Annotated in this window: 12 protein-coding genes; 9 read left to right on the top strand and 3 right to left on the bottom strand. The window is 71.1% G+C overall.

The genetic code is table 11. The features are described from left to right. The first annotated feature begins 86 nt into the window (after nt 1-86). The 3 genes from BLV49_RS09275 to BLV49_RS09265 all read left to right on the top strand — a co-directional run bounded on the left by BLV49_RS09275 (nt 87) and on the right by BLV49_RS09265 (nt 2,572). On the top strand, nt 87-377 hold the full coding sequence (locus BLV49_RS09275; protein ID WP_091183024.1) for a Fe-S cluster assembly protein HesB: 291 nt from the start codon (nt 87-89) through the stop codon (nt 375-377). A 182-nt stretch (nt 378-559) separates the two neighbouring features. Then, nucleotides 560-1,894 carry an acyltransferase family protein gene (locus BLV49_RS09270; protein ID WP_245723595.1) on the top strand — a complete coding sequence of 445 codons (1,335 nt, stop codon included), beginning with the start codon at nt 560-562 and terminating at the stop codon, nt 1,892-1,894. 9 nt (nt 1,895-1,903) lie between these two features. Continuing rightward, nucleotides 1,904-2,572, top strand: coding sequence for a DedA family protein (locus tag BLV49_RS09265; protein ID WP_091183022.1), 669 nt, complete (start codon nt 1,904-1,906; stop codon nt 2,570-2,572). Here the strand turns inward: BLV49_RS09265 and BLV49_RS09260 are convergent. After that, nucleotides 2,531-3,319: an IclR family transcriptional regulator gene (locus BLV49_RS09260; protein WP_245723594.1), complete on the bottom strand. Its 789-nt coding sequence runs from the start codon at nt 3,317-3,319 to the stop codon at nt 2,531-2,533. The genes BLV49_RS09265 and BLV49_RS09260 overlap by 42 nt on opposite strands. 79 nt (nt 3,320-3,398) lie before the next feature. Between BLV49_RS09260 and hutH the strand changes: the two genes are divergently transcribed. From hutH to hutI, 3 genes are read left to right on the top strand one after another with little or no spacing between them, the layout of a single operon-like run. Next, the gene (gene hutH, locus BLV49_RS09255; RefSeq protein ID WP_176980791.1) at nt 3,399-4,958 is read left to right on the top strand and encodes a histidine ammonia-lyase; all 1,560 of its coding nucleotides are present in this window, start codon (nt 3,399-3,401) and stop codon (nt 4,956-4,958) included. After that, nucleotides 4,955-6,625: a urocanate hydratase gene (hutU, locus tag BLV49_RS09250; RefSeq protein WP_091183015.1), complete on the top strand. Its 1,671-nt coding sequence runs from the start codon at nt 4,955-4,957 to the stop codon at nt 6,623-6,625. The genes hutH and hutU overlap by 4 nt, the downstream gene beginning before the upstream one ends. Nucleotides 6,626-6,628: 3 nt before the next feature. After that, nucleotides 6,629-7,798 carry an imidazolonepropionase gene (hutI, locus tag BLV49_RS09245; RefSeq protein ID WP_091183012.1) on the top strand — a complete coding sequence of 390 codons (1,170 nt, stop codon included), beginning with the start codon at nt 6,629-6,631 and terminating at the stop codon, nt 7,796-7,798. A 174-nt stretch (nt 7,799-7,972) separates the two neighbouring features. Here hutI and BLV49_RS09240 read toward each other — a convergent pair whose 3' ends face one another. Beyond that, nucleotides 7,973-8,878 carry an arginase family protein gene (locus BLV49_RS09240; protein ID WP_091183008.1) on the bottom strand — a complete coding sequence of 302 codons (906 nt, stop codon included), beginning with the start codon at nt 8,876-8,878 and terminating at the stop codon, nt 7,973-7,975. Between the two features lie 87 nt (nt 8,879-8,965). Here BLV49_RS09240 and BLV49_RS09235 point away from each other — a divergent pair, with 87 nt between their 5' ends. From BLV49_RS09235 to BLV49_RS09225, 3 genes are read left to right on the top strand one after another with little or no spacing between them, the layout of a single operon-like run. Next, nucleotides 8,966-10,342 carry an MFS transporter gene (locus BLV49_RS09235; protein ID WP_245723593.1) on the top strand — a complete coding sequence of 459 codons (1,377 nt, stop codon included), beginning with the start codon at nt 8,966-8,968 and terminating at the stop codon, nt 10,340-10,342. Nucleotides 10,343-10,345: 3 nt separating this feature from the next. Further along, nucleotides 10,346-11,857 (top strand): pyridoxal phosphate-dependent decarboxylase family protein, encoded by a 1,512-nt coding sequence (locus BLV49_RS09230; protein WP_091183006.1) that lies wholly within the window; start codon nt 10,346-10,348, stop codon nt 11,855-11,857. 38 nt (nt 11,858-11,895) lie between these two features. Continuing rightward, a complete protein-coding gene (locus tag BLV49_RS09225; protein ID WP_091183003.1) occupies nt 11,896-12,330 on the top strand; it encodes a VOC family protein in 435 nt (144 codons plus the stop codon). Between the two features lie 19 nt (nt 12,331-12,349). On the opposite strand, the gene BLV49_RS09220 is transcribed toward BLV49_RS09225, so the two are convergent. Beyond that, nucleotides 12,350-12,769, bottom strand: coding sequence for a hypothetical protein (locus BLV49_RS09220; protein WP_091183000.1), 420 nt, complete (start codon nt 12,767-12,769; stop codon nt 12,350-12,352).

Below are 12,769 nucleotides of genomic sequence, written 5' to 3'. Positions count from 1 at the left end.
CCTCCGAATGGCCGCGCTTGCCTTGCAGTGCAGGGAGCCCTGCGGAATCGTGGCTCGGACATATCCGCAACCCGGAAGGAGAGCACGTGCTCACCCTCACCGAAAACGCCAGCACCATCGTCAAGACGATTGCCGCGCAGTCGACCGGCGACGACGATGCCGGCCTGCGCATCAGCAGCCAGACCTCGGACGCCGGTGACTTCGCCGTCGACGTGGCTGCTGCCCCCGAGAGCACGGACCAGGTGGTGGAGTCCGGCGGAGCCCGAGTGTTCCTCGAAGAGACCGCCGCCGCCGCGCTCGATGACAAGATCCTCGACGCCGACGTGAACGAGCAGGGCGCCGTCCGCTTCTCGATCGGCAACCAGCAGCCCGCCTGACCGGCTGCAATCGAGGCCGCAGTCCCCGGCCGCGCGCTTACGCGCCGCGACCGGGCTGCGGCCTTTCGCATTCCCTCAGCCTCTCGTAGGGGAACCCGGGCACGCGAACGACCCCGTGGAGGGATTCGCCGGAGCACACCCGCTTCGTAGCCTTCTCGCACGCCGACCTGCGAGGAGAGCCCTTGTCCACCATCGCCCTGCCCGAAATCCCGCGCACGACCGCACCCGAACGGCGAGCGAGAACGCGCGATGCGAGCATCGACCTCGTGCGCGCGGCATGCCTCGTGCTCGTCGTGCTCCTGCACGCCCTGATGGTCGGCGTGAGCGTCGATGCCGCGGGCGCCCCGGTCTTCGAGAACACCGCGGAAGGCACGGCATGGTTCGTGCCGCTCAGCTGGGTCATGCAGATGATGCCGCTGTTCTTCATCGTCGGCGGCTTCTCCTCGATCACGGCATTTCGGCGCCACCGCGACAGCGGCCGCCCCTCGGCCGCGTTCGTCGCGGCCCGCATGCACCGCCTGCTGCGGCCCGCGCTCATCGCCGTCGTCACGGTGGTGGCCGCCCTCGTCATCATGCTCGCGTGCGGGCTGCCGGCCGACATCGTCGCCATCGCGGGATTCCGCGTCAGCCAGCCGCTGTGGTTCCTCGGCGTCTACATCCTCTGCCAGGCCCTCGTGCCGGTCATGGTGAGAGCACACGAAAACGCCCGGCTGCTCACGCTCGTCGTGCTCGCGTTCGCCGTTGTCGGCGTCGACGCGGCGACGATGGGAAGCGGCATCCCGGCCCTGGGTTTCGCCAATCTCGGCTTCGTCTGGCTGCTGTTGCAGCAGTTCGGCTTCTGGCTCGCCGACGGCAGCCTCGATCGTCTGAGTCGGGACTCACGGGGCGCCCTCGGCGTAGGCGCTCTCGCCGCCCTTCTCGTGGTGACGGGCCTCGGCGTCTACTCGCCCGACATGTACGTGAACCTCAACCCGCCGACCGCCGCGCTCGTGCTGCTCGGGGTCGCGCACCTCGCGTTCCTGTCCCTCGCCCAGCCGTGGCTTCGCCGCTGCGCCGCCCGCCCCCGCGTGGGAGCGGCGATGTCGGCGATCGGCACGAGGTCGATGTCGGTGTACGTGTGGCACATGCCCGTGCTCATCGGACTCGCGGGCTTCTCGGTTCTCGCCTCGACCGCTCTCGCCGTCCCCCTTCCGGCGCCGGGCACTCCCGGCTGGTGGCTGACACGGCCGCTGTGGTTCATGATCGCGCTGCTCGCGACGGCACTCGTCGCCCTCGCCGCCGGCCGCTTCGAGAACGGCCGGCCGGCCACGCCCAGCGCCTCGACCACACGAGTGACGGCCTCAGCGATGCTCGGCGCGGGAAGCGTTGTGCTTCTTCTCGCCACACAGTTCGCGATTCCAGGCGCGCTGATCGCTGCGGCGCTCATGCTCGTGGCGCTGCGCCTGGCGAAGAACCCTCCTTCAGAGGGACACGGACGGTACTCGCGGGTGATGCCGTCGACGACATCCCGGTCATAGCTTTCCTCTGTGGAACTCGTGAACGAACTCATCCTCCAGGCCGTCGCCTCTCCGTGGCTGTACCTCGTGATGTTCGCCGTGGCCGTCATCGACGGGTTCTTCCCGCCGGTGCCCAGCGAGACGCTGCTCGTCGCCGCGGCGGCCGTGGCCGTCTCCGCGGGCGGCGCAAACCTCGTGCTGCTGGCCGCTGTCGCGGCGATCGGGGCCGCCGCCGGCGACAACGTCGCGTTCTCGATCGGGCGCGCCGTCGGCATCCGTCGCTTTCGCTGGATGCGTGCGCCGCGCATCGCCGCGTCGTTCGCGTGGGCCGCACGGCGACTCGACCGCAACGGGACCGCGCTCATCCTCGGCGCGCGCTACATTCCCATCGGCCGTGTCGCCGTCAACGTCTCGGCCGGCGCGCTCGGGTTCTCACGTCGCCGCTTCGTGCCGCTCTCGCTTCTCGCGGGAGCATCCTGGGCCGTCTATTCGACGTCGATCGGGCTCCTCGCCGGTCACCTCACGCGGGAGCACCCGCTGCTCGGCGCCGCGATCGGCGTCGCCGTCGCGCTCGCCGTCGGGCTCATCGTCGACCGCGTCGTGCGGGCGCGGCGCCGGCGCATCGAGCGCGAGACCGGCAGCGCCGTGCCGGCGGCCTCAGGGCGAGAGCCCGTCGCCGACACGGCGGGTACGCCCTGAGATGCGGCGTGACAGCTCCGCCGCTGCGGCGCCAATGCGCTCGACGAGGTCGTCCGCTTCCCGAGTGCCCTGCTCGAACGTCACAGCGATGCTCGCCGCTGGCCAGCCGACGTGGTCGAGCACCGCGACGCCGACGGAGGCGAGGCCGCGAGTGATCTCGCCGTCTTCGGTCGCGTGACCGACGCGCGTCGTCTCATCGAGCAGGCTGCGCAGCTCCGAGTAGCGCGTCGGCCCAGTGCCGGTGCGGTCCACGAACGCTGACCGGTCGGGGAAGAGCGCTCGCACTTGATGCCGCGGCAGGCGCGCGAGCATCGCGCGTCCCGTCGCGGCCAGGGGCGCCGGAAGCCGCACGCCGACGTCGCTCACGAGATGGGGTCGGCGCGGCGCCCGCTCTTCGACGATGTAGAGGACGTCTCGGCCGTGCAGCACGGCGAGGTGCGCGCTCTCCCCCAGCTCGTCGACGAGGCCCGCGAGCAGGGGCCGCCCGAGCAGGCTCAGCGGCTCGTGCCGTGCGTAGCCGCCCGACAGCTCGAATGCCGCGACGCCGAGCCCCCACCGACGCTCCTCCGGCAGATGCACGACGTAGCCGTGCTGCCGCATGACGCGCAGCAGCTGGTACACGCTCGACCGCGGGAGATCGAGGCTCCGGGCGATCGTCGCCGCGGCGACGGGCCCGCGTTGGCGTGCGAGATAGCTCAGCACGCGCAGGCTCGCGTCCGCCGCCGGAACTTTGCTCTCGACCGCCATAGGGCGATTGTCCGGTATCCCGGACAGAAGCGCCAGTCCTCCCGTTCCTCCGCGGCAGTCGGAGGTGTGGAATCGGAGCATGAGCATGACCCGCGACACGATAGGAACGATCACGATCGGCGCGCACGGTCTCAGCGCGCACGACGTCGTCGCCGTCGCCCGTGACGATGCGCAGATCGAACTCGACGCTGACGCCCTCGCCGGCGTCAGCGCCACCCGGCGCACGATCGAAGATCTCGCCGACGACCCGCAGCCGCACTATGGCATCTCGACAGGGTTCGGCGCCCTCGCGACGACGTTCATCGGCGCCGAGGCGCGCACCCAGCTGCAGCAGAGCCTCATCCGCTCCCACGCCGCCGGCTCTGGTGCCGAGATCGAGCGGGAAGTCGTGCGCGCTCTCATGCTGCTTCGGCTGAAGACGCTCATGAGCGGTCGTACGGGAGTGCGCGCGCAGACCGCCCAGGCCTACGCGGCGCTGTTGAACGCCGGCATCACTCCGGTTGTGCGCGAGTACGGCTCCCTCGGCTGTTCGGGCGACCTCGCCCCGCTCGCCCACTGCGCCCTCGCGATCATGGGCGAGGGCCAGGTGCGGGATGCCGCCGGAACCCTGCGCGGGGCGAGCGATGCCCTCGCGGAGGCGGGGATCTCCCCCGTCGTGCTCGCGGAGAAGGAGGGCCTCGCGCTCATCAACGGCACCGATGGCATGCTCGGGATGCTGCTGCTCGCGCTGCACGATCTCGCTGTGCTGATGCGCACCGCCGACGTCGCCGCTGCTCTCAGCGTCGAGGCGCTGCTCGGGACCGACCGCGTCTTCGCCGCCGACCTGCAGGCCCTGCGGCCCCAGGTGGGGCAGGCCGATGCGGCGGCAAACATCCGGGCGGTGCTTGCGGGCTCTCCCATCGTCGCGTCCCACAAGGGCCCGGAGGATCCGAGCGTGCAGGACGCGTACTCGCTGCGTTGTGCCCCGCAAGTGCACGGCGCCGCGCGCGACACCATGGCGCACGCGGCATCCGTCGCCGACCGCGAGCTCGCGAGCGCCATCGACAATCCCGTGGTCACCATCGATGGCCGCGTGGAGTCGAACGGGAACTTCCACGGCGCACCCGTCGGGTACGTTCTCGACTTCCTCGCCATCGCGACGGCCGACGTCGCCTCGATGTCCGAGCGGCGCACCGACCGGCACCTCGACGTGTCGCGGAGCAAGGGGCTTCCCGCGTTCCTCGCCCACGACGCGGGCGTCGACTCGGGCCTCATGATCGCTCAGTACACGGCGGCGGGCATCGTGAGCGAGCTCAAGCGCCTCGCGGTCCCGGCATCCGTCGACTCGATTCCGTCGTCGGCGATGCAGGAGGACCACGTGTCGATGGGGTGGGCGGCCGCGCGAAAGCTGCGCCGCTCGATCGACGGGCTCACGCGCGTGCTCGCGATCGAGATCATGACCGCATGCCGGTCGCTCGACCTGCGAGCTCCCCTGCGGCCGGGACCCGCGACCGCCGCCGTGCTCGAAGAGGTGCGTCGGGTCGTCGCCGGACCAGGACCCGACCGCGTCGTCGCCGACGAGATCGAGCGCGTGGTGCAGCTCGTGAGGGACGGCCGCATCGTCGCGGCCGCGGAAACGAAGACAGGAGAACTGCGATGAGCGACCCGCGAGAGGTGCGCGCCCCGCGCGGCACCCGGTTGAGCGCCAAGAGCTGGCAGACCGAGGCGCCGCTGCGCATGCTCATGAACAACCTCGACCCGGAGGTCGCCGAGCGGCCGAACGACCTCGTCGTCTACGGCGGCACCGGCCGCGCCGCCCGCAGCTGGGACGCGTTCGACGCGATCTGCGCCACCCTGCGCGACCTCGAGTCCGACGAGACGCTTCTCGTGCAGTCGGGAAAGCCCGTCGGCGTGTTCCGCACCCACGAGTGGGCACCGCGCGTGCTCATCGCGAACTCGAACCTCGTTCCCGACTGGGCGACGTGGCCCGAGTTCCGGCGACTCGAGTCGCTCGGGCTGACGATGTACGGGCAGATGACGGCGGGCAGCTGGATCTACATCGGCACGCAAGGCATTCTGCAGGGCACGTACGAGACGTTCGCCGCCGTGGCCCGTTCGCTGCAGGAGCGCGGCCGCGGCGACGGCACGCTCGCCGGAACGCTCACCCTCACGGCGGGGTGCGGCGGCATGGGCGGCGCGCAGCCGCTCGCCGTCACGATGAACGACGGCGTGTGCCTGATCGTCGACGTCGATGAGGCACGGCTGCGGCGCCGCGTCGACCATGGCTACCTCGATGAGATCGGGCCGGACCTGGATGCCGCCCTCGAGCGGGCGCTCTCGGCGAAGGCGGCGCGCGAGGCGGTGTCGATCGGGCTCGTCGGCAACGCGGCATCCGTCTTCCCCGAGATCCTCGCGCGGGGCGTCGCCGTCGATGTCGTGACCGACCAGACGAGCGCGCACGACCCGCTGAGCTACCTGCCCGTCGGCGTGAGCGTGGCCGACTGGCATGAGCTCGCGGCATCCGACCCGGAGAGCTTCACCGAGCGGGCGCGGGCGTCGATGGCCGCGCACGTCGACGCGATGGTGGGGTTCCAGGGTGCCGGAGCCGAGGTGTTCGACTACGGCAACTCGCTGCGGGCCGAGGCGCAGCTCGGCGGCTGTGGGCGGGCGTTCGACTACCCGGGGTTCGTGCCGGCGTACATTCGGCCGCTGTTCTGCGAGGGGAAGGGGCCGTTCCGCTGGGCTGCGCTCTCGGGAGACCCGGCCGACATCGCCGCGACGGATCGGGCGATCCTCGACCTGTTCCCCGAGAACGAGGAACTGCGCCGCTGGATCACGCGCGCGAGCGAGAGGGTGCAGTTCGAGGGACTCCCGGCCCGCATCTGCTGGCTCGGCTACGGCGAGCGCCACCTCGCCGGCTTGCGATTCAATGAGATGGTCGCCTCGGGCGAGCTGTCGGCGCCCGTCGTCATCGGTCGCGATCACCTCGACGCCGGCTCCGTCGCGTCGCCATTCCGGGAGACGGAGGCGATGGCCGACGGCTCCGACGCGATCGCGGACTGGCCGCTGCTGAACGCACTGCTGAACACGGCGTCGGGAGCGACGTGGGTGTCGATCCATCACGGCGGCGGCGTCGGCATCGGCCGCTCCATCCATGCCGGGCAGGTCGTCGTCGCCGACGGCACTGACCTCGCCGCCCAGAAGATCGAGCGGGTGCTCACCAATGACCCGGGCACTGGCGTGATGCGGCATGTCGATGCGGGCTACGAGCGAGCCGCCGCCGTCGCTGCCGAACGCGGTGTGCGCATTCCCATGGCGGGCGGGTGAGCCATGTCGCTGCTCGTCAGGAACATCGGCGAACTGGTCACGAACGAGTCGGGGCCCGGTCGGGAGACGGGGCCGCTCGGCATTCTGCGCGATGCGGCCGTCCTCGTCGATGGCGGGCGCGTGGCGTGGGTCGGCAAGACCGCTGACTCGCCCGACGCCGACGAGGCTTGGGATGCCGCCGGGCAATGCGTGATCCCCGGCTTCGTCGACTCGCACAGCCACCTCGTGTTCGGCGGCGATCGCGCGGACGAGTTCGCGGCGCGCATGGCCGGCCGCCGATACGAAGCCGGCGGCATCCGCTCGACCGTCGCCGCGACGCGAGCCGCCTTGGATGACGTCTTGCGCGCCCGTCTCGCGGGGTTCGTCGCCGAGCTGCACGGGCAGGGAACGACGACGTTCGAGGTGAAGACGGGCTACGGTCTCACCGTCGATGACGAGGCCCGGCTCGCGCGGCTCGCCGCGGAGGTGACGGATGAGGTCACGTTCCTCGGCGCGCACGTGGTGCCCGAGGAGTATGCGGACGATGCGGAGGGCTATGTCGATCTCGTCTGCGGGCCGATGCTCGAGGCCTGCGCGCCGCACGCTCGATGGGTCGACGCGTTCTGCGAGCGCGGGGCGTTCACGGCCGAGCAGTCGCGACGCGTGCTCGAGGCGGGCGCCGCGCGCGGTCTCGGCGTTCGCGTGCACGGCAACCAGCTCGGGCCGGGTGAGGGCGTGCGGCTCGCGGTCGAGCTGGGGGCGGCGAGCGTCGATCATTGCACCTACCTCGACGACGAGGACGTGGCGCTGCTCGCGGCATCCGACACTGTCTGCACGCTGCTGCCCGGCGTCGAGTTCTCGACCCGGCAGCCGTTTCCCGACGCTCGGAGGCTGCTCGACGCGGGGGTCGCGGTCACGCTCGCGAGCGACTGCAACCCGGGATCGAGCTTCACCTCGAGCATGGCGTTCTGCATCGCCGTCGCCGTGCGGGAGATGGGTATGACGCCGGCGGAGGCGGTGTGGGCGGCGACCGCCGGTGGCGCGCGGGCGCTGCGCCGTGGCGATGCGGGCCGGGTCGGGGTCGGCGCGCGCGCCGATCTTGTGCTGCTGCGCGCACCGAGTCACGTGCACCTCGCCTACCGGCCGGGTGTACCGCTCGTCGAGCGGGTGTGGGTGCGCGGCCAGCCGGTCTGAGACCGAGGCTCACCACGACGATCAGAGGCCGAGGCACTATTTTCTGCAGATGTGGACGACACGCCGCCTCTGCGCCGCGACACGCCGCGGTCTTCAACTTTCTGCAGAAAAACCGAACCTGCGGCGGGCCGGGGAGCTGGTGAGCAGATCGGATCAGCAGGTGCGAGAACGGAGTCAGCGGGCGGCGAGTCCCGCGGCGGCCTCGAGCACGCAGAGGGCGGCGAGGCGCACGGTGCGGCCGTCCGGGCTGTCGGCGGCGGCATCCACCTCGACGATGTCGAGCGAGCGCAGCGACGGATGCCGGGCGGCCGTCCGAACTGCCATGCTCAGCTCGTGGGCGGCGATGCCGCCGGGCGTGGAGGCGGGGCAGCCCGGTGCAACAGAGCGATCGCATACGTCCACGTCGACGTCGAGGTGCACCGGTCCGCCCGCCGCGCCCGCGAGCTCGAGCGCTTCGGACATGACAAGGTCGATGGGCCGGCGCAGCAGCTCGTCGCGGCCCACCACGGTGATGCCCAGGTCGGCGGCGCGCTCCGCGTAGGCGCGGGAGTTCGCGAAGTCCTGGATGCCGATCTGCACGACGCGGGAGCCGTCAAGGCCCGCTTCGACGAGGCGGCGCACGGGCGAGCCGTTGGAGCGGCCGTCGCGCAGGTCGTAGTGGGCGTCGAGCGTGATGAGCCCTGCTGTGCTGAGCTCGCTCCCCCACGCGCCGAGGGCGGCAGGGACTGTCGCCGCGTTGTCGCCGCCGAGGGCGACGAGCAGTCGGCTGCGCCCGGCGAGGTCGGCGACGGCCTCGCGCGCGGCATCCTCGTCGCCATCGGGGTCGTCGATGTCGCCCGCGTCGGCGATCGTGAGCAGCTCGAGGTCTGTTCCGTGCGCGAACGGACTGTAGCGGCGCAGGGCGTCGCGGATCGCGGCCGGCGTCGTGTCGGCCCGGGTGGCCGAGAGCGACGTGCGGTGGCTCGGGATGCCGAGCAGGGCGAGGTCGAGATCGCCGTGCACCGACGCGGCGGCGGGCCAGTCCCCGGCGCGCGGCCAGAGGGCGTCGTGTGGGAGCTCGGGACGCGGCGCGGCAGTCATGTCCAGACGCTAACACGGCGCACAGGGCGGCACACTAAGATCGGTTCATGGCTGTGATGGGGCTTTTTCAGTGACGAGGTGCCGGGTGTGAGAGTGCCGAACGACGCCACGGGGCCCATCAGTGTGTCGCGCACGCGACTGCCATCCTCGACGCTGTGGCGTTACGCGATCGGTTCGCTCGGCACCGGCGGCTTCGCCACCCTGCCCGGTCTCGTTCTCGTCTACTACCTCACCGACACGCTCGGCGTCACGGCGATCGTCGCGGGCCTCATCCTCACGATCGCGAAGGTCTGGGACGTGCTCATCGACCCCGTCATCGGCGGGAAGAGCGACTTCAGCCTCGCCGCGACCGGGTCGCGCCGCCGATACATGGTCGTCGGCGGCATCGCCCTTCCGGTGTTCTTCGTGCTCACGTTCTCGGTCGTCCCGGGACTGCCGGCGACGGCATCCGCTGTCTGGGTCGTCATCGCGTTCATGCTGTGCGCGACGGCGTTCAGCCTGTTCCAGGTGCCGTACATCGCCCTGCCCGCCGAGCTGACGCGCCGGTACGACGAGCGCACGCGCCTGCTGACGTGGCGGGTCGTCGTGCTGACGGTCGCGATTCTGCTGTTCGGGGCGGGCGGACCGCTGTTGCGCGACCTGGTGCCGCAGAACCCGTACCTCGGCTACCTCATCATGGCGGTCGCCGCGGGCGTCGTGCTGTGCGTCGGCATGATCGTGTCGTCGTCGGTCGCGCCGCGGGATGTGCCCTCCCCGGAGACGCGGCCGACCGCGTCGCTCGTGCAGAACTATCACGGCGGCATCCGAGCGCTCGTGCGCAGCCAGCCGTTCCGAGCGCTGCTCGCGACGTACATGCTGCAGGGCCTCGCAACGGGCATCATGCTCGCGGGCGCCCAGTATGTCGCGACGTGGGTGCTGCACTCCGAGACCGCCGTGACGCTGCTGTTCGTCGCGCTCATCGCGCCGGCGCTGCTGCTGACGCCGGTGTGGGGCGGCATCGCGAAGCGCATCGGCAAGGAGAGCGGCTTCTGGTTCGCGAGCATCATCTTCATGATCGCGGCAGGCTCGCTCGTGATGCTCATGTGGTCGCCCGGCTGGTGGGTGTTCGTTCCCGTCGCCGTGGCGGGAGCCGCGTATGCGGGCATGCAGTCCCTGCCGATGGCGATGCTGCCCGACGTGATCTCGCACGACGCGGCCCGGCACGGCGAGGGACGCGCCGGCGTCTTCGGCGGCCTGTGGACCGCGGGCGAGACGGCCGGCATGGCGTTCGGCGCGACGGCGCTCACGATCGTGCTCACGGTGACCGGCTACCAGGAATCGGTCGGCACCGAGCTCGTCACCCAGTCGGATGCCGCCGTCAGCGGAATCGTGCTGAGCTTCAGCATCGTTCCCGCGTGTGTCATGCTGCTGAGCCTTGTTCCGCTCGCGCGCTACCGGCTGCGCAAAGCCGACATCGAGGACTGAGCGATGCCGCTCGGTGCGGAGTCGGAGGCCGTTCTCGAGCGGCTGAGGGCACTGCGCGAGGCGGACGCGCCGACGCACGGCGGCCGCGTGCTGTCGTACGTGTACGACTCGGGAATGGCGGAGCTCGACGAGCTCGCCGCCGAGGCGATGCGGCTCGTGCAGTCCGTGAACGGCCTCGACCCGACGGTGTTCCCGTCGGTCGCCGCGATGGAGCGCGATCTCGTCGGCTTCGCCAGGCGGATGCTGCACGGGGAGCCGGCGGTCGGAGGAGAGGACGTGGTCGGCACCGTCACGAGCGGCGGAACCGAGAGCTGCCTGCTCGCCGTGAAGACGGCGAGGGACACCTGGCTCGCGGCGCAGCTCGGCGAGCGGCCGGTGGCGCAGCCGACAGTGCCGCTGCGGCCGCGGATCGTCGCGCCGTCCACGGCGCATGCGGCCTTCCACAAGGCGGCTCGCTACTTCGGGCTCGAACTCGACCTCGTTCCCGTCGGTCCAGACGGCGCGGTCGCGGCATCCGATCTCACCGCCCGGCTCGGCCCCGATGTGGCGCTTGTCGTCGTCTCCGCGCCCTCCTACCCGTTCGCCGCCCTCGACCCGATCGCCGAGGTCGCGGGCACCGCGGCCGCCTTCGGGATCCCGTGCCACGTCGACGCGTGCATCGGCGGCTTCGCCCTGCCCTGGTGGGGCGAGCTTCCGCCGTGGGACTTCGCGGTTCCCGGCGTGACGAGCATCTCGGCCGACCTGCACAAGTACGGCTATGCGCCCAAGGGCGCGTCGGTTCTGCTGCAGCGCGGGCGCGACCGGCAGCGTGCGCAGTACTTCGCGACGACTCGCTGGCCCGGCTACCCCGTGGTGAATCCGACGCTGCTCGGCTCGAAATCGGCGGGAGCGCTCGCGGCGGCGTGGGCGATCGTGCAGCGTCTCGGCGACGACGGCTTCGCCGGCCTCATCGCCTCATGCCAGCGGTCGACGGAGAGCCTGCGCGAGCTCATCGCCGGCCTCGAGGGACTGCGCGTCGTCGGCGAGCCGGTCGGGCCGCTTTTCGCTGTGGCGACGGACGATTCAGCGCCGAAGCGGCACCGCGTCGATCCCCATCACTGGGCCGACCGCGCGGGAGAACTCGGCTTCACGGTGCAGATGCAGCCGGCGTTCACGCAGTCCGACGGCTCGGTGCTGCCGAGAACAGCTCACCTGACGATCACACCGGTGACCGAGCGGATGCTGCCCGAGCTGCGCGACGTGCTCACACGTGCCGCTCACGATGTGCGCGGCCGGCGCCCCGCGAGCGGAAAGCTCGCCGCCCGGGCGCTCTGGCTCTCGGGCGCGCTGTCGAAACCGCTGACGGCCGACCGGGCCGCGGCGCTGCTCGCCCGATTCGGGATCGGGAAGGGCGACGCGAGTCCGCTCCCCGGGAAGATGGCGCCACTCATGGCCCTCATCGAGGCGCTGCCCGCGGAGACGACCGAGCGACTGCTGATCGAGGTGCTGGCCCGGCAGTCGGAGCCGCGGGAATAAAGCTTCCGTCGTCCCGTAGCGCGCCGTACCATGGGCCGATGGCGAACGTGAAGCAAGTTCAAGTGACCTTCGACTGCGCGAACCCACGGGCGGTCTCGGAGTTCTGGAAGGCCGTCCTCGGCTACGTGGATCCGCCCGTGCCGTCCGGGTTCGACTCATGGGACGCGTTCGACGCGTCGCTTCCTGCGGAGCACCAGGGCTCGGCCTCTGCCTGCCAGGATCCGAACGGGGTCGGGCCGCGCCTGTTCTTCCAGCGCGTTCCCGAGCCGAAGGCGGTGAAGAACCGCGTGCACCTCGACGTGCGCGTGGGCACCGGACTCACGGGCGACGAACGAGTCACCGCGTTGGAGACCGAGGCTGACCGGTTGGAGAAGCTCGGCGCTCGGCGTCTTCGGCTGATGCCGGCTGACGGCGTCGACGAGGCGTGCCTCGTGATGCAGGACGTCGAGGGCAACGAGTTCTGCCTCGACTGAGAGCCAACGCGCTGAAGCACTAATCCGCGACGGTCCACCAGGCGATGTCGACGACGCAGAGGCCGTCGTCGGTTTCGCGGTAGAACACGTCGCCCGGGAATTCCAGACCTGGCGCCACTCGGTCCTGCTCGAGCGACACATTGATGCTCCACGCCGGGTCGAGTTCCGCCTGCTCACGCCAGTATCTCGCGCTGAACTTCTCCGGCTCGCCGGGGTAAAGCTCGCGCCAGTCCTCGGGCTGGCGGAAGTCCACCACGGCGTCGTCACAGGCGAACGAGGCGCTCTCACCGGCGACGCCGGCGTCGATGAGCCGCTCGGTCGTCTCGATCACGCGAGCGCCATCCCGACCCCAGATCACCTGGTTCACCGAGCAGCCGGCGAGAAGTACGACAAGCACCGCAGCCGCACACAGCAGCATCGCCCGCCGGAGAGCCTCCAT

Origin of the sequence: Paramicrobacterium humi (assembly GCF_900105715.1) — a bacterium.
Lineage (GTDB): Bacteria > Actinomycetota > Actinomycetes > Actinomycetales > Microbacteriaceae > Paramicrobacterium > Paramicrobacterium humi.
The sequence above is the reverse complement of the archived record's forward strand: the minus strand, read 5'-3'. Positions and strand labels throughout refer to the sequence as shown.